Here is a 23110-nt window from a genome sequence, read left to right as displayed (position 1 = left end):
GCTATGAGAATTCTTGTAGTAGAAGATGATGAGCTAATTGCCAATCCCCTTGCCCAAGCTCTCCAAGAGCAACATTATGCCGTCGATATTGCTTACGACGGTGAGGCTGGTTGGGATTTTGTAGAAGCCTATGCTTACGACTTGATTGTATTGGATGTGATGTTGCCAAAGCTGGATGGAATTAGCCTCTGTCGGCGAGTGCGATCGCATGGTATACACTCACCTATTATTTTGTTGACTGCTCAAGATAGCAGCACAAATAAGGTCGTAGGTTTGGATGCAGGGGCTGATGACTATATCACGAAGCCTTTTGATTTGCAAGAATTATTGGCTCGTATCCGCGCCTCATTACGGCGGGGAAGTGCGGTTTTACCTCCGCAACTGGAGTGGGAAAATCTACGACTCGATCCGAGTATATGTGAAGTTAAATACAGCAATAAAACTCTACATCTAACACCAAAGGAGTACAGCTTACTGGAGCTTTTTCTCCGCAATCCCCATCGAATATTTAACTGTGGTGCAATCATAGACCACCTGTGGTCTTTTGAAGAACCACCAGGAGAAGACACGGTGAGAACCCATTTGAAGGGATTGCGAATGAAACTCAAGAAGGCAGGTTTAGCAACCGATCCCGTCGAGACAGTATATGGAATCGGCTACCGCCTGAGAGCGTTAGAGGAGTTAAAAGCAGAGACAGAGAAAGGGAAAAAGAAGAAAGAAAAGAAGGAGAAGACAGGATCGGGGGAAGCAGGGGAGAAACAGAGCAAAACGGAAAATACTACCCCACCCTCCTCATCCACGTCTACTGCTAGTCCTACCCCTCAAGACTTGAAGCAGCAAACTCAAAAAATTATTGCTAATGCTTGGGAACGTGCTAAAGAGAGGATAGGCGATCGCATTTCTGTCATCGAGCAAGCCACTACAGCATTACTTCACGATGGGTTAGACAACGAGCTGCGCTTACAAGCGCGTTCTGAGGCTCACAAGCTAGCAGGTTCATTGGGTATGTTTGGCTTTGAATTTGGCTCGCGCATATCCAGACAAATAGAAGAACTGTTTGAAGCTGAGGAACCACTGGTTAGAGAACAAAAATTGCACTTGTCAGAACTGGTTGTATCCCTGCGTCGGGAGTTACAACTGACAACAACCAACCCCCAGCAAGAAGAACCATCAACGGATGGGCGTCCCTTAATGCTGATGGTGGGATTGGACAAGCCATTAGCTGAGGATTTGGTGGGGTCGGCTGATAGTTGGAATATACAAACACTAGCAGTCTCAAACCCAGGACAAGTGAAGAAGCAGCTTGCAAATCGCCGTCCTGATGCAGTAGTACTGAATTTATCCGGTAGCATTACTGAGGACGGGTTGAAATTGCTGGCAGAATTAAACTGTTCTGGACCTCCAGTACCAGTAGTGGTTCTTACAAATCAGGATAGTTTGCTTGACCGCGTGAAAATAGCTCGTTTGGGCGGACAGGGTTTTTTACAAAAGCCTGTAGCTTCGGCTTTGGTATTGGAGACGATCGCGAATTTGATCCAGCGGAACCGTCAGGCTACAGCTAAAGTTTTGGTTGTGGATGACGATCCCCTCATACTGACGGCGATGTATTCTTTGCTACAACCTTGGGGATTAAAAGTTTCGACTCTAGAAAATCCTTTGGAATTCTGGGACACCCTAGAAGCCACAGCACCAGACTTGTTAATCTTGGATGTAGAAATGCCTCAGATGAATGGCATTGAACTGTGCCAGGTAGTACGCAACGATCCCCGCTATTGTGGCTTACCAGTGCTATTTCTGACGGCACTGACAGATGCGGAAACAATGCGCCGCGTGTTTGCCGTTGGTGCAGATGATTACGTGTGTAAACCAATTGTTGGTCCTGAATTGGTGACTCGCATCCTCAATCGGTTGGAGCGATCGCGCCTCCTGCGAAATATGGCTGAAACCGACACATTGACTGGAGTTGCCAATCGCCGTCAATCAACTCAAGAACTGAATGAGTTAATCAACTTATCAAATCGCCACAATCAGCCATTCTGCTTCGCTGTTCTGAAAGTAGACCACCTTCAGCAGATAAATCAAAAGTACGGTCACGCGATCGGAGATGAAGTTTTATCCCGATTCGGAAGAGTTTTGCGACGGATTTTTCAAAACGATGTTGTCTGTCGTTGGGGGGGTGCTGAATTTGTTGTAGGAATGTATGGTATGACACAAAAAGATGGATGGCAGCGATTGGAGGAGGTAGCAGAAAATATTAATCAAGAAAAGTTTGTGGTTCCTAAGGAAAGCAATTTTCAGGTAATATTTCATGCAGGGTTGTCACAGTATCCACAGCAGGGGACTGATTTACAAGCCCTTTATCAAGCAGCATCAGCAAGATGCGATCGCCTCTATGGGTCCAAGCGAGCAAAAAATCGCTTCCTTGAAGCAGGGCTTCGAGAAGACACCGAAGGCGTCCGGGCTTGAAGCACGCCCAGAATTTGTACCGACTTACCGTCCCTTGCAATTTCCTATTAAGATAGCCACAAATTGTGTGTCGTGTCATGCTGATGGCAAGTAGGGAAAGCCGTGGATTGCTTGAGTTCCCACAGTTCAGGCAGCTGCTGTAAAAATGGGGATAAATGTGTATGAATTTATACGCCAGAAGAACTCAAACAAAGTTTTGGCAAAACCTATGGCTGCCAGTGACTGTGGGTATCGGCGTTTTTGTTCTCAATCTGTTATTTTTTCAGCAACTCATTGCTCAACAAGATGCACACATCAAGAGAAACGTTGAATTAGCAGCAGCAACTGTTAGTCACGAAATCACAGCGCAGATTCAATCCCGCACTCTAGGATTAGTTCGCATGGCAAAGCGCTGGGAAATGGAAAGTGGAACTGCCAAGCCTCAGTGGGAAGCCGATGCTTTCAACTTATACAAAGATTATCCTGGGTTTCAAGCGATCGCATGGGCAGATCGCTCGTATTACGTGCGTTGGGTTGTGCCTTTGGCAGGAAATGAAGCAGCACAGAACCTGAAGTTAACATTTGAGGAACGCCGACGAACTGCTTTGGAAAAAGCTAGGAAAACCCGACGCGCCACAATGACACGTACAATCAACCTCGCCCAGGGAGGTAAGGGATTTTTGATTTACGTACCCCTGTTGCCAAAGAATCAGTTTGGTGGGTTCATTATAGCTAGTTTTCGCAGCCAATCCTTGTTTGATACCATCTTAAACCGGAATTTGAAGCGGAAATACACTATTACGATTCTTGATGGGAATGACACAATATATACCAATCAAGAAAAGATAGGGAGTCAAAGTCACCCCAAGCGACAACACAATACAGAAGTCAATATCAATGGCGTGACTTGGAGTATCAGAGTTTCTCCCACGCCAGCTACTGCCAAAGCAGAAAGCTCCCCCCTGCCCAATGTAGTCTTTTGCGGAGGCTCAGTAGTGTCTTTACTCCTAGCGTGGGGCGTCTATCTCACCCAACGTTCTCGCAGCCAGACACAGCAGGTCAAAGCAATAAATCACAATTTAGCCAATGAAATTGCCGAACGCCAACAGGCAGAAAAGGTGCTGCAAGAATATACGAAAGAAGTTGAAGACCTATATAACAACGCACCGTGCGGCTATCACTCCCTAGACAAAGATGGCACCTTTGTCCGTATCAATGATACGGAACTCAATTGGTTGGGACATACACGAGAGGAAGTCATAGGGATAAAGAAATTTTCCGATATCATTACAACTTCTAGTTTGGCAACCTTCCAAGAGACATTCTCAGTCTTAAAACAGCAAGGCTGGGTGCGCGACTTGGAATTTCAAATGATTTGCAAAGATGGCACAGTTCTGCCCGTGGTGATAAATGCAACTGCGATTAGGGATGCAGCAGGTAACTTTGTCATGACTCGGAGTACGGTTTTTGACATGACTGCTCGCAAGCAAGCTGAAGCTGAACTGCGTAACCTAAGCACTGCCTTATCAAGTGCGGTAGAAGGTATTTCTCAGTTCGATGACCAAGGACATTACGTCTACGTTAACCAGGCTTATGCCAATATGTTGGGCTATGAGCCTGAGGAAATACTGGGTATGGAATGGCAGCAAACCATTGACCCAGAAGATTTGGAAAAGGTCATGGCAACATATCAAATAATGTTAGATACTGGTAAGGCAGAAGTTGAAGCCAGAGGTGTGCGTCAAAATGGCTCAATTTTTGATATGCAAGTCGTTATGGTCAAAGCTTGGGATCAACAGCAAAACTATAACGGTTATTACTGTTTTGTGAAGGATATTAGCCATCGTCGCGAAATTGAACGACTCAAAGACGAATTTGTCTCTGTGGTCAGCCATGAACTCAGAACTCCCCTGACTTCGATTCGGGGTTCTTTGGGCTTAATAGCCAGTGGCGTGTTGAATACCCAGCCGGAAAAAGCACAACGGATGCTGGAAATTGCTGTTAATAACACTGACCGTTTAATTCGGCTGATTAACGATATCCTCGATATTGAACGCATTGAGTCAGGTAAGGTCACGATGACCAAACAAATCTGTGATGTGACAGGCTTGATGCAACAATCTGTTGAAGAAATGCGAGCGATGGCAGACAAAGCAGGTGTTACAATCTCGATCGAGACTGTATCAGCAACTCTTTGGGCAGATCCTGACCGGATTGTACAAACTTTTACCAACTTGCTCAGTAACGCCATTAAATTTTCACCCCCAGGAAGCACGATTTGGTTTACTGCGGAGGTCACTGGATACAAAGAGAACAACAAGCAACCTTCCCACGTTCTCTTCAAAGTTCGCGACCGAGGGCGGGGAATCCCAGATGACAAAATAGAAACTATTTTTGGACGTTTCCAACAGGTTGATGCTTCTGACTCACGTAAAAAAGGTGGCACTGGCTTGGGACTTGCCATTTGTCGCAGTATTGTACAATATCACGAGGGGCGTATTTGGGCAGAAAGCCATACAGGTGAAGGTAGCACTTTTTACGTACAAATGCCCTCCTATCGTGAAGCAGAGCCAGTTAACCCGTCTATTAACTCAAACAACAGTAATAGCCCGCTGATATTGGTGTGCGATGATGACCCCTCTGTCAGGGCTGTTATGGAGACTATGCTAGAACAACGAGGCTATCGGGCGATTTGCGCTGCTTCTGGGCAAGAAGCAGTGAGTGCAGCGATAAAGGAGCAGCCGGATGTCATTTTTTTGAACTTGATGATGCCTGGGATGCACGGCTGGGAAACGCTAGGAGTGTTAAAGCAGCAGTCGCAAACTAAAGATATTCCAGTTATAATTCTCAGCGGTCTGATGCCAGATGCAAGAACGGCTCCCCACCCAGAAATAACTGACTGGATTGTGAAACCGCCAGATGAGCAGCTGTTGTTTCAAGCTTTGGAACAGGCGCTGGCAGGAGAACACAGCCAAAGCATGAGAGTTCTGATTGTAGAAGACGATCTGGATTTAGCACAGGTGCTGATTGCCATGTTTGAGCGCTACGGCGTTGAAACCCACCATGCTAAAACAGGAAGAGAAGCCCTGCGGTTAAGCCAACGGCTTCTTCCTGACCTGCTGGTCTTAGACTTAGCATTACCAGAAGTAGATGGTTTTGCTGTGGTAGACTGGCTGCGGCATCACAGGCGCTTATGCCTGGTGCCCCTGGTTGTTTACTGCGCGAGAGACCTCAACCAGTTTGACCGGGAACGATTGAAACTTGGGCAGACCGTATTTATGACGAAAGGACGAGTCACACCAGAGGAACTCGAACAGCGTGTGATGACTTTACTAAACCGGATTATTCCAGCAACAAAGGGGGATGGTAGTGACAGCCAAACGCGTTCTTATAATTGATGATGAAGAAGACATTAGGGAAGTTGCCCAACTCACCTTGGAATCAGTAGGTGGTTGGGAAGTTTTCACTGCTGAGTCAGGCATGGAGGGGTTGCAGTTAGCTGAAGCTGAAAAACCAGATGCTATCCTTTTAGATGTGATGATGCCCGATATGGATGGGATAGCAACTTTTCAGAAATTACAGGCGAACCCCGCTACTCAGAATATTCCCGTAATTCTACTGACAGCTAAGGTGCAGTCGGCTGACCAACGACGATTCGCCGAACTGGGTGTTAAAGGGCTCATTGCCAAACCCTTCAATCCAATGATGTTAAACGACCAACTCACAGGCGTTTTGGGTTGGTGCTAGATAGAGCAAAATTTTTTCCCTCTCCACAGGTTCTTCATTTTTAGACTCTAACTTAAATATCAGGTGACCTCGGTTTGGAAATGGAGACTGCAATGATTTAATTAATAAAGTTAATCAATTTAATTAGCGTTTTTGATTATTCATTTGCAGTTTTTTTAAAAAACTAGTTAAATTTTGGAAAGGGATATTGAAATGTACGAGCAAGACTTCGAGAGGGAATATCAAGAATTTAACGCCGCTGTTAATTTGTTCGTCAATATCTTAAAGTTTAAAGACAAAGATTTAGTGGAAACCTGCGAACAGGTTTTGATTAATCTCATGGGTTCTAAGTATACACAAAACATAATGAATGCTGCCTTGTTTCAGTTAGCAGAAAATGCTCCTGAAACTTGCCAGTGGACTTGGCAAAATTTCTCTTATCTTGACGCTTGCATTAGATTGAAAGAGTATGTTGTCATGCTAGCAGTACAAAAATTAATTAGTCAAGGTTTTGTTTTAGGCCAAGATTTTAGTATTACATCCGATGGTGAATTGTTAGTTAACAGAGATGCACGCGTTGCATTGATGCAAAGTATTTCCGATGCAGAACGTGTGTTTGTTACGGAAATTTTGGATGTAACTCAACAGGAACCGAGTTACTAGCTCGGCAAAGGTATCCTGCTAATAAGAGTAAATATTATAAGGTTTGTTATGAGTTAGTGGTTAGTCGTTATTAGCTATTAGTATTCACTCACCACTAACCACCAACCACTAACCAAATTTTTAAAAAGGTAAAATTCCATGTTAGTACAAAGTTCGCGTCATTTCGGTCTTAACCCAATTCAAGCAATGCGCTATTGGCTCGAAGCTATAGAAATTAATGACTATAAAGTTGCTCAGCGTTTGTGTCAGCTTATTCCAGCACGTTGCCCGTTTGAAAGGAAGATTCAAATCTTTAACCGAACTATTTTATCTATTCCTCCACTATGCAAGCTAAATCCTTTCTACGAACAATTGGTTATGCTTCGCTTTAAGTCTTTAGTTTATTTAGCAGATGAATGCGGAGAGGATGTAACTGTATATTGTTAATATTAGTCAATAGTTCGTAGTCCACAGTTGAAAGAAATGAGGATTGTTAATTAACTATTGACCATTAAACACTGACTTTTCTCATGCCAAATAAGAACTTTAGCTTGGTATGCCTCAAGGTCAATTATAATACTGTCCTCAGCGGCTTCGATATCACAGCTACCTATCCACTCATGCCATTTGCCAGCTTGGGGAAAATGAGGAACGGGGTATTCATGATAATTTTGGTCTGAGAAATTGGCTAAAACGACAACACGAGAACCTTGTTCGTTCCAACGAACGTATGCCAGTACTTTTGCCTCTACATTTTCATGGAAAAATTTTATGTTGTCGTTTTGCAGGGCAGGATTTTGTTTGCGTAGGCTGATGAGTTTTTTATAGTACTCGAATAATTCCCAATTTTGGTCTTTCTCTAGTAAAGACCATGCAATCTTTTTGGGCTGGGTAACATTTTCACTTTTGCGCTTGTGTTCCCCAAACTCTTCACCCATCCACAGCATGGGAACACCCATAGCTGTCATGAGTAGTACCGCAGCTAACTTGGCTCTTCTAAATGCCTCTTCGTCAAAAATACTGCGATCGCCCAATTCTCTTAATAAATGTTCGCGATCGTGAGTTGCTAAATAATTTATGACGTTGGTTGTAGCCACATAACCCTGTCGCCTGGGGTCTAAAACCTCCTTCAGCTTTTCAGGTTCAAACATTTCACCACTAATATGTGGCAGCACAAAGTAGCGAAAACTTTCATGCCAGCAAGCATCTAAAGGTCCTTCTGGAGTCGTGATTTCACTGGTATCGGGAATGTGTTCGGCAATATTGTAAAAAGGTTTGGTTGGAGTGTTCTTTTTCGATTGTTGACCTAACCAATTTAGAAACTCGTCGTTAGCCAATTGGCGTACAGCATCAAAACGAATGCCATCAATGTGATATTCCTCAACCCAATACTTTACCACATCCCCAACATATTTCCATGCAGGCTTAACGTCTAATTTTTCGTCATAGTTTTCGTAGTTAAACTCCGGACCCCAGTAATTATTTGGGTCTTCCGGATAATGCATATGTTCGTAATACCAGTAATTGCGGTCAATCAATATCAGAGGACATTCTTCATCCGTGTGATTGTAAATTCCATCCATGAAAACGCGAATTCCTCTCCCATGACACTCGTCAATAAACCGCTTCAAATCTTCAGTTGAACCGTAGCTGGATTCTGTAGCGAAGTAATGACGAACTTTGTAGCCCCAGTTGTAGCCCCCAGGATATTCATTGACTGGCATTAATTCGATCGCATTGATTCCCAATTCGCACAGATGGTCTAACTTTTCTATAGCATCTACATATCTTCCGCGTTTGTATGGGTCAACTTCGCCACCAGTAAAATCGGCAACGTGCATTTCATATATAACTAATTCGTTATTATTAGGTAAAGGAGTGCTGTCATACTGCCAAACGTAGGTATCAAAAATCTTTTTACCGTCTTTGACCTTTACTATACTGACTGTTCGCTCTTCATCAACATCTGTTGCGTAGGGGTCAATAACATCTACCCACAGATCTGGTTCAAATTGTGGGCTTTTTGTTTGTATGCGGAATTTATATTGATACACACCATCTTCTAGTTCTACTCCTGTACGGAAATAACCATCTTCACCCTTGTCCATTGGTATCTCCTTCCAATCCGAGAAAGAGCCAATCAGCGCAGCACCATTATTGCGGGGAGCAAATAAGTTAAATTCAATTACACTTGTCATTTCAATTATTGTAAATTTACTACAATTACAGGAATTATAATTATTTTTAAAAATTCATTTAATTCAAGCTTCTGGCTACGGTCATATTTGCTTCCACCTGATTAAGCTTGTATGTAATCCAAAAACGGGCGAGACGCCCGTTCCACAAGCCTGTTCCACAAGCCCGTACTATAAGAAAATCAGAATGCACAAAATAAGATTGGACGCGCTACTAAGTAGGTTGGCAGAATTAAATATAACGAGTTTGAAAGTTATGATTTACTCGTCATTTGTATATAGCAAAGGACTAATGACAAATGACAAAGGACAAACATCACCAGTTAACTTTATTTATACCGACCTACTTAACTACTTAATTAAGTATTTTTTTAAGCAGCTGTTGCACCAGCTGGTGCAGGGGTATTTGTTCCAGTGTAATTATCTAGAATAGGCTTGCGGGTTTTTAAATCAAACTTGTATCCATGTGGCAGAATGTGAAGCCTTGCTCCGCAAATTGCTAGAGGTTCATCCTTGAGAATATCATCAACATTGCTGTGCATGACTGATGAGTCATCAACAATGGTAATACAACCTTCTCCCACGACTTCAAACTGATTATCGGTGACTATCATAGCGGTATTTTCATCAATACCAAATCCCAACACAGCAGGCTGCTGTGCTAAAGCTGCTATTAAGCGTCCCAAACGTCCGCGCTGTGAAAAATGTTGATCTATGACCACCCCTGGTAAGAAACCCATACCGGGACCCATATCCACGATTTCCATCCGAGGGTTTGTTTCTGAGTCACCCTCTACAATCATAACGTCAGGCATCACAGCAGCGCCCGCACTCGTGCCTCCCACAACTATACCTTCAGCGTAACGCTTGTGAATAGCTTCATCTAGTTCGGTATCTTTGAGGACACTGGTGATTCGAGCTTGGTCTCCACCAGTAAAAAATACACCAGTAGCTTCATTAACTGCTTCTAAAGCTGTAGAGGAAGATGCATCACTACGAGTTTCAGTATCAATGATACGAACATTCTCAGCTCCGAGACGCTCAAACACTCTAATATAAGTTTCTCCTACTTCTCTAGGTAGCTCGGTTGCTGCCGTCATAATAACAATTCTGGCTTTTGTACCCCCAGCACGTCGAACAAACTCTCGAAGAATTTGACAGTCTCCTTCCTTGTCTTCCGCACCCCCAATAATTACGAGTTGTCGTTTAGTTGAACTAGCTACCATAGAGCCTCCTCATAAAAGTTAGTATTTTTAATAAAACATAGCTATCAGTACCAGTAAAACATCCATTTGGTAGATTACAACACAGAAATTAAATACGTAATATAGTAGAGTTCAAAATCAAAATTACATTCTGTAAATAATTAAGCGAGTCAAGTCAAGAGTATGGAGCAATTTATAAGCCTCTAGAGACCTTCTCCAGAGGCTTTGTTAACCTGAATGATTTGTTAAATCACAAGAAAATCTTGCTAATCGTTTGTCATCTGCGAACTATCATCGGGGTTTTCCCAATGTGAATACAAATGTTCCCTAACTATTCAACTTGATGAATCGTTAGTATCTAAGTTGGAAATGAGCACTTTGAGTTTTTTTTGGTAAGCGTTTTTGATTGTTAATGGAGGTGTTTCCCACAAACTATGAATTGAGAACATTGCTGTCAAAAAGTAATTCACATAAAAAAGAGTGTGCCTTTTCTAAAGGAAAATGCCTGGGTTTTCCTTGAAAAACGATTTGGTACTCGTTATTGTCTGGACCATCTCCATATCCAGAAATTAGTTTGCGGTGAAAAGCTTCCTCAGCAAGGTGTTGTACTTCATTTCTGAGAACAGCTTTTGCGCTACTCATACTCTGTCGTCTCCTCAAATTTCTTGATAATGATTTCTTACTTATAAAAAATATAAAGGGTTTATGACTACCTTCAAAAGTTGTAGATTACCAATCGGTCAAATGAAAGATTTGGTGTGAATTATGAAGGATAACCTAAAGAACGGCTATCGGATATAAAAGATATAAAAATTTATCCTTTAGTTTTCTTCTGATGTCAACATGATTATGCCTTTAGATAGCTGAAAAAAATTCTAGTAGAGTTACAATAAGCAAGCGTAAGAGTATCATTTGACGCTCGAGCCAAGTGTGATGTACAGGTGTAGCGCAGGCTGCCGCCATCGCTTCCCAAACAATGCTCAAGTTAATTATACACATCGGCAGAAATAAGGCTACCGTTGTAAATCGTTATCAAGCTTCCCGTAGAAGCCGATTACTTTCATCCTTTAGCCTTTATACTTCATCCTTTGTGTACTAGGTCTGGAGACACGTAAGTATACCTCCAGATTCAGGGTGTTTAGTCAAAGGTCTATAATCAATGGTTCAAGACAGAGTTGCAGACCAAATCCGCATTAATGCAAGAAAAACTGATGCTTTTGATATTTTCATTGAGAGCGTCTTCAATTCTCAGTTTGCGGTCTTTGAGTTCGGTTTCTGTGGCTGCACCGACTTTAATCACCGCAACTCCGCCTGCGAGTTTGGCTATACGCTCTTGCAGTTTTTCTTTATCGTATTCTGAATCAGTTTCCTCTAGCTGTTTGCGAATTTGGGCAATTCGCTTTTGTACATCCGCTTTGGTGGTGTCAGCTCCTGCAACGATGGTTGTGTTTTCTTTATCAATTGTGATTTTACGAGCAGTTCCCAGCATTTCTAAAGAAGCGGCATCCAAGCTTAAACCAATTTCTTCAGAAATCAACTGTCCGTTCGTTAGGATGGCGATATCTTGTAACATGGCTTTGCGGCGATCGCCAAATCCAGGAGCCTTGATGGCGCAAACTGCAAGCACACCCCGTGCTTTGTTTACCACCAAAGTTGCTAAAGCCTCCCCGTCTACATCTTCAGCAATAATCAACAAAGGTTGACCCAAACGAGCCACTTTTTCTAAAACAGGAATTAAATCCTGGACGGTGCTGATTTTTTTATCGGTAATCAGGATGCGGGTATTTTCAAATTCCACCGTCATCCGATCGTTATTGGTGATGAAGTAGGGAGAGATGTAACCCCTGTCTATCTGCATCCCCTCGACCACATCCAGTTCGGTTGTCAGGGACTTAGATTCTTCTACGGTAATAACACCGTCTTTAGTGACTTTTTCCATTGCTTCAGCTAGCATATTACCGACTTCGTCGTCGTTACCGGCTGAGACAGTAGCAACTTGGGCTATGGCTGCTCCTTCCACAGGCTTTGCCACTTGGGCAATTTCTTGTACCAAAGCCTCAACGGTTTTGTCGATTCCTCGCTTCAAGGCAATGGGGTTGCTACCGGCGGCAACATTCTTCAAACCTTCCTTGACCATCGACTGAGCCAATACAGTTGCAGTTGTTGTACCATCCCCTGCAACGTCTTTGGTTTTTGACGCTGCTTCTTGAACGAGTCTCGCGCCAGTGTTTTCTAGGGGGTCTTCTAGTTCAATTTCTTTAGCAACGGTGATACCATCATTGACAATTTGAGGTGCACCGAATTTTTTCTCTAGGAGAACGTTACGACCTTTTGGCCCCAAGGTAATTTTGACGGCATCAGCAAGAGCGTTGATACCTCGTTCTAACGCCCGACGAGAGTCTTCATTAAATGCAACAATTTTCGCCATGTGTTAGTTCTCTAGCACGTCCTGTTTTACAATTTAGCACTCAGATGCCAAGAGTGCTAATTTTCTCTTGATTAAGACTGCAGATTGTGGAGAAAAAATTGATTAATATGTAGGTGCTCGCAGGAATTGGCAGTTATGCCTACATTGAGAGCCAATATTAAATCATAAATTGATATAGGAAACTAGCAATAGACAAGGTGTACAAGATAAAACTGAAGCTTAAAGACAAGCAGGCAACCCAAATGGCAAAACATGAATATATACAGTGCGCTTCGTTCCCTAGGTATTGCTAATCCCAGCGGTTCCGGCTGGTTGGCAGTAGTTTTTACGTTTCTTTTAGCTTATGCAGTCACTTGGCGCATGATTCCGTCAGTTCGTAAGTTCGCTTTGCGTGTAGGTTGGGCTGACCAACCAAATGCACGGCGGATTAACCGCGAACCTCTTCCCAATGCAGGGGGTCTGGCTATTTATGCGGGAGTAATTGCCGCAGTGGTACTAGCTAGTCTCTTACGACCCATCGAACTCGAAAGAGTACTGGCTCAGGTACTGACTATTCTACTAGGTGGTTCGATATTAGTCCTTGTAGGCTTTATCGACGACCAGTTCGGCTTACCTCCTCTTTTTCGCTTATTAATTCAAATACTGACAGCCCTGTTACTGGTTGCCAATCGCATCACTATGAGTGTTTCTTTTGGCACCCCTTTAGACTATTTGCTATCAATATTACTAACAGTACTGTGGGTGGTAGGAATCACCAATGCCATTAATCTCATGGATGGCATGGATGGCTTGGCAGGAGGCGTAAGTTTTATCTCTGCCATGAGTTTACTAGCAGTTTCAGCCCAAGTTCCCAACCGTGCAGCAGCAACCTTGGTTCTGGCAGCATTGGGAGGAGCAGCGCTAGGCTTTTTACGCCATAATTTTCACCCCTCACGCATTATTATGGGTGACGCTGGAGCATACTTTTTTGGTTACGTACTAGCTGCTACGGGTATTTTGGGAAACCTCCAAGCCCCCACGGCTGTCTCCTTGGTTGCTCCGGTTTTGTTTCTCCTCTTGCCAGTACTAGACACGACTCAAGTGTTTATTCGACGATTGATGGCAGGTAAAAACCCTCTCAGTACTCCTGGTAAAGATCACCTGCATCACCGCTTGCTTGCATGGGGTCTATCTCAACGCCACGCTGCCCTGACCCTTTGGTCAATTGCTTTGATTTGCAATTTGTTGGCGATGAGATTGCAAAACATGAGCTTAGTACAGATGTTTGTAACTACCGTCGGCATCATCTCTCTCTTGGGCTTCGTTGTTTTGCAAAAAATACGAACAGCTTGATAAAGTATAAAGGATGAAGGATAAAGTATGAAATTTGTAACTTTTGTTTCATACTTTATCCTTCATCCTTCATACTTTTTTACATTACCATTCCGCCATCGACGTTAAAGACTTGCCCGGTAATATAAGCAGCTGCGGGATCGGCGGCAAGGAAGCGCACCATTCCAGCAACTTCTTCTGGTTGACCGTAGCGACCGAGAGGAATAAATTTAAGAATTTCTTCAGATCTGAGATCGCTTGTCATATCTGTAGAGATAAAGCCAGGAGCAACAGCATTAACGGTAATACCCCGAGAAGAAAATTCTTTGGCAATGGTTTTGGTAAAGCCAATGACTCCTGCTTTTGCCGCACTGTAATTCGCTTGTCCGGGATTGCCCATCTGTCCCGCAACGGAGGCAATATTAATAATTCGCCCAGAACGTTGCTTGAGCATAATTTTACTAACGGTACGAGTACAGAGAAAAACACCCGTGAGGTTGAGATCGATGACGGCTTGCCAATCTTCTGGCTTCATGCGTAAAAGCAAAGTGTCTCGAGTTATACCTGCGTTGTTGACTAAAATATCAACTCGGCTGAGTTTCTCCATGACCGCGTTGACTAAGGCTTCTACTTGGTCTAGCTTACTTACGTCTGCTTGTAATGCGATCGCATTTCCTCCAGCCTCGGTAATCGTCTTGACAACTTCGTCAGCCGCATTGCTGGAACTGGCATAGTTTACCACGACATTTGCGCCCAGTTTTGCCAATTCGAGAGCGATCGCACGTCCAATTCCTCGTGAAGCACCAGTCACAATTGCGACTTGTCCGCGTAAATTTTGCAAATTCTCTGGTAATAAATCCATTGACCATTTTCCTTCATGTCTATCGCGCTATACATAATAGGGCGATATTGGTGCAATATTGAAAACAATCATTGAGACTGGGCTGAGAATTGCTGCTAACGACTACTATTGAAAAATCAAACTATAGAAATTTAGTGTGTATCATATGGCTACCAAAAAGCAATTCAACAGCTTTGAAGAAATGCTATCTGGTTCTGACGTTCCTGTTGTGGTGGATTTTTACGCCGAATGGTGCGGTCCGTGTCACATGATGAGTCCAATTCTGGAGCAAGTCAACGCCCAACTTCAAGGGCGGATAAGAGTAGTAAAAATTGATACAGAGAAATATCCTGGGTTAGCAACTCAGTATCGTATTGAAGCATTACCAACACTCGTGATATTCAAGCAAGGTCGTCCCGTGGATCGAATTGAAGGTGTACTGCAAGCCCCACAATTAATACAACGTCTAAATACTTTGATTTAAAGACTTCACTCAGGCGGGTGACCCGTACTACCGACTGAGTTTAAACGAAATGGGGGGTGACGAAATTTGTCACAAATTGTACTCAACCACCTCCCACTTTCCAGTATTTTTTAAAAAATTTGCAGTTTCTCCGTCAACAACTTACTTGAAAAAGGTAGTAATAGATAAATGCTTAAATCCATCATTATTATCTGGCTAAGCTATCAATAATTTATACTGAATTCATTTAATTTGCTATTATTTTTTGATGAACTCTAGTCTTGTCTAAGGCTAGTATTTAACTCGGGTAAAGAGTTGACTCTTCAGCAAATAATCTTAGTATTTTACCTCCTTACTTTTTGTTTTTGTAAGAATCCGGATAATGCCCAGAAGACATGGATTATAAACAGAGTCTACTCAATTCCTAACTTACAAATATTAAAGTTTGAAGGGATGTGCATCGTGTTAAACACCATTAAACGTAAAATGCAGGCGCTCTACTCTGACTTGGGTTGTGGAATAGCGCGTTGGAGGTATAAGAAAAATTTGCCAGCGTTAGAAGAAAGAGATCGCTGGATTGTTGATACTCTTAAACGTGATGGCGTTTGTGTAACAACACTTGCAAATTTAGGATTAACTTCAAGCTCAGAATTGCTCAAAGCTGCTGGGCATCAGTTGTCTCGGATGTCTGAGCCAAATAATGAGCATCTAGATGAAAGGTGGCCGCAAATTTACACAGTTACAGGTTTACCAGAGTTTTCTCGTTGGGCAACAGAAAAAAGATTACTTAGCATCATCGAAAATTATATAGGTCTTCCTATTATTTTTCATGGCGTGCATTTACGGAAAGATTTTCCAAGCGATCGCCAATTTGGTACATTGTTATGGCATAGCGATGCAGAAGATCGCCGTCTCATCAAAATTTTTGTTTACTTGCATGACGTTGAAGAACAGCATGGACCATTTCAATACATTCCACGCTCTTTAACCTCTTTATTGAGTTGGCAATATTACCGGCTTTATTACGCACTTTGGAAGTCAAGCTATATGGGCATAGATGATAAAGACGTAGAAAAAGCCATTCCCAAATCAGCTTGGAAATCTTGCCTGGGCTCAGCAGGTACAATTGTTCTTGTAGATACAAAAAATGTTTTACATCACGGTACAATACGTACACAAACTCGCTCAACGCTCTTCTTTTGTTACACCGCTAACCCCCCAGAGCGACCAGACCTTTGCACCCAATTTTGGGATGATACTTATCCCCGAGCCGAGTTACTTTTGTCAGAGGATTTAGTTACACACTCGCTACAGAAGTAAACTTCAAATAAACGCTTACTCTCGCTTTGACATTATCACCGTAAGTTGCTCGTGGCATCTGCTTGAATTCGGGAATTCCCGAAAAGTTTATGTTTGGGGTAGCAATATCCAAATCCTAGCACCTACCTCAAACAGCTATCTTTGTATATATGAGTTATTTTTTTATAAACAATAGTTAATTTTTACAGTTAGTCAATTTTTAAGCTCTTTTGCCTACAAGTTATGATTTCTAATAAATGATGTTTTGCCCCAAGAGTTTGCGTTCAGGAAAGCATATAAGTGATAGGTTATTAACCCTGTTTTATTGAATAATTTGATTTTAGATAATGATATTAATAATAACCCTGTTTCAAAAACCGTAACTTTACGGTATTTTGTCTTTTATATTATAAAGCTTCAGCAAAAAATCTAAAATAGAATTACGGGATATACTTGTAATATAGCGCGATTTCTGTCACTTTATTATGTAAAAGCCTACAGGTTGATGATTTTCTCCAGTAGAGTCATTTAGAATCAGCAGCGATCGCTATGAGATAGTTATGTATTGGAGCCCTCGTTAATATTTCAAATACCGTGCTTTTCGACAAAGATTACATTTCCATTTCTTACGATTATTTAAAATAATACTGTTTGTTAATGTGCATAGTCCAATATGTAAATATAGGTTTTAAGCATTTACTAATTCGTAATCTTCTAAAGCAGCTTTTGCACCAGCTTCTATAATCAAACTCAAGTCGCATCCATACTCGCCACTACAGCTAAACGAACCAAGCTCTAGTACATAAAGTTCTCCTTTTGCCCACCCTACATTATTTAGAGATTTTCCAAAAATGATTTACTTCCTTTCCAGTGTAAGATTATCGATCTTCTTTTCCTCTTTCTTTGTGTCCTTAGCATCTTTGCGGTTCATTTAAATAGGTAATTTTCTAGCGGGAAAGGAGTAGGATTGGTACAGATTTACAAGGGATGTAGTTCAATTGGTGGGCAGTGCCCACCCTACATTATTTAGAGATTTTTCAAAAATGATTTATGAGTGGTATAGATTTACAAGGGATGTAGTATCTTTTGTTTCAGTCAAGCAATTCGATAAACTCATCGCGTGTAAGTTCGGTATCGCGTAGTATTTTACGTAGTAAACCTCTACCAATAGTTTTGCCAGCGTGAACAAATACCGTTATTACACGTCCATCTTCATGTTGCATTCGTACATGACTACCTTTCTGTCGAACTATCTGAAAACCTATTTTTTTGAGGGCATTAATAACTGCATCGCTGGTTAAAGCAGGTAGTTTTGACATCAGATAACTACCTTTTGAATACCTACAAATTCTGGTAGATTTTCATTCCCTTCTTCTTCTTCTAAGCAAAGTTCAATAACTTCTTTTATATTTGTCATTAACTCATCAATAGTTTCACCTTGGCTATAACAGGCTTTCAACTGAGGTACTTCACCAACATAGTACCCATCTTCATCTCGTTCAATGATGACGTAGAATTCTCGCTTACTAACAGCCATTGCCAAACATCCTACTTTCAAAAAAGTACTCTAGGTATGAATTATGATTTTAAGATCGCCGCACGTTTAAGCAACACCATTCTTTGCGCTTCCAAAGAGTAGCCACAACCCAACCATTTTTCTCCAAAGCATCAGCAACAGCTTTAGATTGCTCAAGTAAAATCCCACTAAAAATTCCCCAAGTGCTGGGTTTGACGATCGCATTCAATTCGGGAACCAAACTAATAATAACGTCTGCCAGAATATTACAAACAATACCATCCACTGGCTGTTGAGCTAATTGTATTAATGCGTCTACACTCCCCTCTCCTACCACCAGGCTTTCTGGGCTTACACGATTCATTAGGCGATTTTCTACAGTCGATCTAACTGCTAGGGGGTCGATATCTACCGCGTAGGCTTTCTTTGCTCCCAGTAACAGAGATCCTATAGAAAGGATACCAGAACCGCACCCAACATCCGCAATAACCACATCTTCTGTTTCTTTATTCTCCGTCAGCGATGTTTCTGCTAAAGGGCTTAAGCGCATTTCTAAGGATTCCAAGCACATCTGGGTTGTAGCATGATTGCCCGTGCCAAATGCTACACCTGGATCTAACAGAATAACCAGACGTTCGGAATTTTCCGGTACTGGTAGCCATGCTGGGTTAATGAGAATGCGATCGCCTATTTCCTGGGGTTGCCAGTACTGTTTCCAGCTACTTGACCAATCTTGCTCGTCAATCAACCCCCAGCTTACCACAGGTATGGGCAGTTCAATACACAGGGCATCTTGACGCAACCACAATGACAGCGCTGCCAAATCCAAAAGATTTGCTTGGAATTGGGGCAAGTAACTGCGTACTAAAAAAGAACCGCCTTTGTTTTCACTAGCTGTTCCACGACAGCCAAAAGTTTCCAAACGCCAAAAGATAGACTCTTCTAGCTCTGGTTCACATTGAATTTGTAGTTCCCACCAGGTGTTTGCCATATTTCAAGTATGAAGTGTAAAGGATAAAGGATAAAAAACGTTGACTTCATCCTTCATCCTTTATCCTTCATGCTTTTTACAGTGTTACCGTATACGCGTCTCGGATTCCAGGTACTTTAGTAATCTCAGACAAAATGCCATCCGGTAGGGGGTCATCCAGGCTGAGAACCATAACTGCATCACCGCGAACGATTTTGCGACCTACCTGCATACTGGCAATATTGACGTTAAAACTACCCAGTAGGGAACCCAATTTGCCAATAATTCCTGGCATATCTCGGTGTAGGGTAAACAGCATATGCTGATTGGGAGGAACGTTAATTGGGAAACCATCCACGTTGGTGAGACGGATTTCTCCATCACCTAACAAAGCCCCTGTCACAGCATGAGTACCCAGAGAACCGGTTGCTTCCAGATGCAGCGACCCTGCATAATCTTTGATTGCAGCATCTCGCGTTTCAATCACGCGAATTCCCCGCTCTTTTGCCTCAATACTGGCATTTACGTAATTTACCCGTTCCCGCAGTGCTTTGTAAAGTAACCCTTTTAAGGATGCAATCACCAAAGGCTGACTTCTGTTTGTTGCTAGTTCGCCTTGCAGTCTAACGTTGAGCAATTCCACCCGTCCACCAGCTAACTGTCCTACCAAGTTACCTAGGGTTTCCGCCAACTGCATATAGGGTTTGAGTTCTTCAATCACATCGGGGCTGAGTCCGGGGATATTGACTGCTGACCTTGCTGGGAGTCCCAACAACACATCCCGAATTTGCTCGGCAACATCAATTGCCACATTCACTTGTGCTTCTGTTGTGGAAGCACCTAAATGGGGAGTCAGGACAATTTCTTTGCCCAAGGATGCTAATGGTGATTCACCCAATGGTTCTTTCTCGAACACATCAAGTGCTGCACCAGCGATTTTGCCCTCTTTGATAGCTTGAGCTAGGGCTGGTTCGTCAATAATACCACCACGAGCGCAGTTGATAATGCGGGCGGTGGGTTTCATCTTTGACAACCTTGCGGTGTTGATGAGGTGAGTCGTTTCTGGTGTTTTGGGTATGTGCAGCGTAATGTAGTCTGCCTGCTGTAATAGCAAATCCAAATCCACCAATTGGCAGCCAATTTGTTCTGCCCTTTCTGTGGAAATGAAGGGATCGTAAGCTAGCAGTTTCATTCCCAGTGCTTTGCCAACAGCAGCAACATGGGAACCAATTTTACCCAATCCTACAATACCTAGAGTTTTTTTGTAAACTTCAGCACCAACAAAGGTTTTGCGATCCCACTCACCACGTTTCACTGAAGCGTTGGCGTCGGGAATGTGGCGCGACAAGGAAAGCATCATCGCTAGTGCGTGTTCTGCAGCAGCAATAGTATTCCCCTCTGGAGAATTAACCACCACAATTCCTCTACGGGTGGCTGCTGGGACATCAACATTATCGACACCAACACCAGCACGACCAATGATTTTTAGCTGTGTGCCAGCTTCGATAATTTCTTGTGTAACACGGGTTCCAGAGCGAATCATGAGTGCATCATACTCACCAATGATTTCTATGAGTTCCTCTGGTTTTAAACCTGTCTTAACATCTACTGTGGCAACTTGGGAAAGAATGTCAATCCCAACTTGATCGATTGGATCGGAGACAAGAACCTTAGACATGATTGCTTATTGTAAAGCTATAGGTATTCCTAAAGACGGACTTTCCAGTTTAGACTGAAATGCTTGCACTTTTGCAGGAATGATTGCTATAAAATGCAGGACCCATGCGATCGACGACCTCAAGCACATGATATTACTAGAGGGTCAGTTATCCGAACTATGCAGTACTTCCTCCCGCCTTAAAAGATGACTGGCTTTTTTACCACTCACTCGGTAATATAAACCATCAATCGTGGGAAAACCTATATCTAAAACCTATATATTTATGAAAATTTCTTAGTCCAGTTCAATATTAATTTGTCGGGGCATTAAACAGTCAGGCAATTAATAGTATGCCCCAAATTCAAGCTGTGTATATTTCTTATACTTGAGTGCCCTGAGTCGATTCCAACTCAGAGGCAACTTTTTGCAATTCTGGTTCAACTGCTGTAAGATGGCTCTCTAAAATTGCCAAATTGCGGATATTGGACTTGTAGTAGGCATCAAATAAATCACCTACCAAAGGTATTGTCCCCACGACTCCTTCTAAAGCAATATTAAAAATCATTTGGCTTATGGTTTTCGGTGGTAAGCCAAAGCGAGTTGCTAAAAAGATGATGTACGCTGAAAAACCCGTACTGATTAAATCACCAGCACCAGGAATTAAACCAATAATCGGATCGAGTCCGATGCGAAAGCCAGTACCGGGGATACGTAAAGACGTATCCATCAGGCGGCTAAGTCTACGAATGCGGTTGAGAGTTGCTATACGCTTTACAGTATCCATAATTTTGTATGGTCGCACTCCTGTTCCGCATTTGTCTTATATCAATGGAAATAAAATATGAAGGATGAAGTATAAAGTATGAAGGATGAAGTATGAAGTATAAAGTATGAAGTATGAAGTATAAATTTTTATCCTTTATCCTTTATCCTTTACCCTTTACCCTTTATCCTTTATCCTTCCCTTTATCCTTTATTTAGAGGACTCGCAACAAGCTGGGGATACTATCTATCGCAGGAAGGTTGTGTATTTCTGTCAGTGCTTGTCGGAAATCTCCTTCCCGAACATCATGGGTAACAACAACAATCTCTGCAAGTTCTCCGTGAAATCCTGTTTGGACAACTGACTCTAAACTGACTCCGCGATCGCCAAAGCACGTTCCTATTTTACCAATCACTCCTGATTCATCTTTTGTGAGAAATCTTGCATAAAACCGCGTGACGAGTTCTGTCATTGGCATAATTTCGCAGTAGTTCTGATGTCTACAAGCTAGCAGTGGGTTGGATAGTACCGTGCTTGTTTTCAGTGATGCTACTAGGTTCAAGATATCAGATGCTACAGAGCTAGCTGTTGCCCCAGCCCCAGCCCCAGGTCCGTACAACATGACTTTTCCTATGGGTTCGCCTTCAATAAAAATGGCGTTATTTACACCGTTGATGCTGGCTAGGGGATGAGCTTTTGGAACCAGGGTTGGATGGACTCTGAGCGATATGGGGGGAGTAGAAGAGGCAGAGGGGGGGATGACTGTTTTGGCGATCGCGAGTAGTTTAATGACAAATCCCAGTTTGTCAGCATAAGTGATATCTGTTTTGCTGACTTGTTTAATACCCTCACAGTAAACATCTTCTAGTCTGATTCTCCCATCAAAGGCGAGGGAGGCAAGGATAGCAATTTTATCAGCAGCATCCAGCCCATCCACATCCGCTGTAGGGTCTGCTTCAGCGTAACCCAATCTTTGGGCATCAGCTAAAACATCACTAAAATTACTGCCTTCCGTTTGCATTCGAGTCAGGATATAGTTAGTGGTGCCGTTGACTATACCAGTGACGCTTTGAATGCGGTTAACGCTGAGTGATTGCTTGAGGGGTTGAATCACGGGAATCCCTCCACCTACGGCAGCTTCTAGCATGACGTATACCCCGGCTTGATTGGCATTCGTAAAGATTTCCTCACCAAACCGCGATATGACTGCTTTATTCGCCGTCACAATGTGTTTGCCATTTTTGATAGCTTTTAGAATAAGCGATCGCGCTGGTTCTAATCCCCCTATCACCTCAACGACAATATCTACCTTTGGATCGCTGACAATCGCCTCCAAATCTGTTGTCAATATGGAGTCGGATAGTTTGACCGAACGAGATTTGTCAAGCGATCGAACTCCCACTTTATATATTTCGATTTCCTGCAAGAGTGGGTGACGTCCAGCACCATCCTGAAGCAACTGCACCGTACCTGTCCCCACAGTACCCAATCCCAGTATTCCGAGTTTTACACCCACAAGTTGTTACCAATTATAGATTTTAGATTGTTTTTAAATACACAAACAACTGTAGGTAGAGCATATGCCCTACCTACTGATTATTTTTCTTATCTAGTCTACAGCCTTTTGTCAAAAGTAGAGACTAAGC

18 protein-coding genes and 1 pseudogene are annotated in these 23110 nt (G+C 42.6%); 8 read left to right on the top strand and 11 right to left on the bottom strand.

Annotated elements, in window-relative coordinates; all coding sequences use genetic code 11:
- Nucleotides 1–3: 3 nt before the first annotated feature.
- The 5 genes from ACYRY3_RS19155 (at nucleotide 4) to ACYRY3_RS19135 (ending at nucleotide 7260) form a co-directional block, all read left to right on the top strand.
- Nucleotides 4–2466, top strand: a complete 2463-nt coding sequence (locus ACYRY3_RS19155; protein ID WP_460203196.1) for a response regulator — start codon at nucleotides 4–6, stop codon at nucleotides 2464–2466.
- 161 nt (nucleotides 2467–2627) lie between these two features.
- The gene (locus ACYRY3_RS19150; protein ID WP_460203195.1) at nucleotides 2628–5843 is read left to right on the top strand and encodes a response regulator; all 3216 of its coding nucleotides are present in this window, start codon (nucleotides 2628–2630) and stop codon (nucleotides 5841–5843) included.
- Nucleotides 5815–6192 (top strand): response regulator, encoded by a 378-nt coding sequence (locus tag ACYRY3_RS19145; RefSeq protein ID WP_460203194.1) that lies wholly within the window; start codon nucleotides 5815–5817, stop codon nucleotides 6190–6192. Before ACYRY3_RS19150 ends, ACYRY3_RS19145 begins: the two co-directional genes overlap by 29 nt.
- Before the next feature lie 192 nt (nucleotides 6193–6384).
- Nucleotides 6385–6834, top strand: coding sequence for a hypothetical protein (locus tag ACYRY3_RS19140; RefSeq protein WP_460203193.1), 450 nt, complete (start codon nucleotides 6385–6387; stop codon nucleotides 6832–6834).
- A 138-nt stretch (nucleotides 6835–6972) separates the two neighbouring features.
- Nucleotides 6973–7260 carry a Mo-dependent nitrogenase C-terminal domain-containing protein gene (locus ACYRY3_RS19135; RefSeq protein ID WP_460203192.1) on the top strand — a complete coding sequence of 96 codons (288 nt, stop codon included), beginning with the start codon at nucleotides 6973–6975 and terminating at the stop codon, nucleotides 7258–7260.
- A gap of 50 nt (nucleotides 7261–7310) precedes the next feature.
- Here ACYRY3_RS19135 and ACYRY3_RS19130 read toward each other — a convergent pair whose 3' ends face one another.
- The 4 genes and pseudogenes from ACYRY3_RS19130 to groL form a co-directional block, all read right to left on the bottom strand.
- The gene (locus tag ACYRY3_RS19130; RefSeq protein WP_460203191.1) at nucleotides 7311–9011 is read right to left on the bottom strand and encodes an alpha-amylase family glycosyl hydrolase; all 1701 of its coding nucleotides are present in this window, start codon (nucleotides 9009–9011) and stop codon (nucleotides 7311–7313) included.
- Nucleotides 9012–9379: 368 nt separating this feature from the next.
- Complete coding sequence (locus tag ACYRY3_RS19125; RefSeq protein WP_460203190.1) at nucleotides 9380–10234, bottom strand: cyanophycinase; 855 nt, start codon at nucleotides 10232–10234, stop codon at nucleotides 9380–9382.
- A gap of 411 nt (nucleotides 10235–10645) precedes the next feature.
- Nucleotides 10646–10855 carry a hypothetical protein gene (locus ACYRY3_RS19120; RefSeq protein WP_460203189.1) on the bottom strand — a complete coding sequence of 70 codons (210 nt, stop codon included), beginning with the start codon at nucleotides 10853–10855 and terminating at the stop codon, nucleotides 10646–10648.
- A gap of 586 nt (nucleotides 10856–11441) precedes the next feature.
- Nucleotides 11442–12641: pseudogene (gene groL, locus ACYRY3_RS19115) on the bottom strand (chaperonin GroEL); the annotation flags it as partial.
- A gap of 252 nt (nucleotides 12642–12893) precedes the next feature.
- On the opposite strand from groL, the gene ACYRY3_RS19110 reads away from it, so the two are divergent.
- Nucleotides 12894–13973, top strand: coding sequence for an MraY family glycosyltransferase (locus ACYRY3_RS19110; RefSeq protein WP_460203188.1), 1080 nt, complete (start codon nucleotides 12894–12896; stop codon nucleotides 13971–13973).
- A gap of 79 nt (nucleotides 13974–14052) precedes the next feature.
- On the opposite strand, the gene fabG is transcribed toward ACYRY3_RS19110, so the two are convergent.
- The gene (fabG, locus tag ACYRY3_RS19105; RefSeq protein WP_460203187.1) at nucleotides 14053–14814 is read right to left on the bottom strand and encodes a 3-oxoacyl-[acyl-carrier-protein] reductase; all 762 of its coding nucleotides are present in this window, start codon (nucleotides 14812–14814) and stop codon (nucleotides 14053–14055) included.
- A gap of 145 nt (nucleotides 14815–14959) precedes the next feature.
- Between fabG and trxA the strand changes: the two genes are divergently transcribed.
- Together trxA and ACYRY3_RS19095 are read left to right on the top strand one after the other, a co-directional pair.
- Nucleotides 14960–15277: a thioredoxin gene (trxA, locus tag ACYRY3_RS19100; protein ID WP_460203186.1), complete on the top strand. Its 318-nt coding sequence runs from the start codon at nucleotides 14960–14962 to the stop codon at nucleotides 15275–15277.
- Between the two features lie 441 nt (nucleotides 15278–15718).
- The gene (locus ACYRY3_RS19095) at nucleotides 15719–16576 is read left to right on the top strand and encodes a phytanoyl-CoA dioxygenase family protein (RefSeq protein ID WP_460203184.1); all 858 of its coding nucleotides are present in this window, start codon (nucleotides 15719–15721) and stop codon (nucleotides 16574–16576) included.
- 1070 nt (nucleotides 16577–17646) lie between these two features.
- Here ACYRY3_RS19095 and ACYRY3_RS19090 read toward each other — a convergent pair.
- The 6 genes from ACYRY3_RS19090 to ACYRY3_RS19065 all read right to left on the bottom strand — a co-directional run bounded on the left by ACYRY3_RS19090 (nucleotide 17647) and on the right by ACYRY3_RS19065 (nucleotide 22980).
- Nucleotides 17647–17874: a type II toxin-antitoxin system HicA family toxin gene (locus ACYRY3_RS19090; RefSeq protein ID WP_460203183.1), complete on the bottom strand. Its 228-nt coding sequence runs from the start codon at nucleotides 17872–17874 to the stop codon at nucleotides 17647–17649.
- Complete coding sequence (locus ACYRY3_RS19085) at nucleotides 17874–18092, bottom strand: type II toxin-antitoxin system HicB family antitoxin (RefSeq protein WP_460203182.1); 219 nt, start codon at nucleotides 18090–18092, stop codon at nucleotides 17874–17876. The genes ACYRY3_RS19090 and ACYRY3_RS19085 overlap by 1 nt, the downstream gene beginning before the upstream one ends.
- Before the next feature lie 49 nt (nucleotides 18093–18141).
- Entirely contained in the window at nucleotides 18142–19062 is a 921-nt protein-coding gene (gene prmA / locus ACYRY3_RS19080) for a 50S ribosomal protein L11 methyltransferase (RefSeq protein WP_460203181.1), read from the bottom strand.
- Nucleotides 19063–19138: 76 nt separating this feature from the next.
- Nucleotides 19139–20719, bottom strand: coding sequence for a phosphoglycerate dehydrogenase (gene serA, locus ACYRY3_RS19075; protein WP_460203180.1), 1581 nt, complete (start codon nucleotides 20717–20719; stop codon nucleotides 19139–19141).
- Between the two features lie 361 nt (nucleotides 20720–21080).
- Nucleotides 21081–21485, bottom strand: a complete 405-nt coding sequence (locus ACYRY3_RS19070; RefSeq protein ID WP_460203179.1) for a DUF4112 domain-containing protein — start codon at nucleotides 21483–21485, stop codon at nucleotides 21081–21083.
- A gap of 193 nt (nucleotides 21486–21678) precedes the next feature.
- Complete coding sequence (locus ACYRY3_RS19065) at nucleotides 21679–22980, bottom strand: homoserine dehydrogenase (RefSeq protein WP_460203177.1); 1302 nt, start codon at nucleotides 22978–22980, stop codon at nucleotides 21679–21681.
- Nucleotides 22981–23110: the final 130 nt, after the last annotated feature.

Source organism: Scytonema sp. NUACC21 (genome assembly GCF_054684315.1).
The sequence above is the reverse complement of the archived record's forward strand: the minus strand, read 5'-3'. Positions and strand labels throughout refer to the sequence as shown.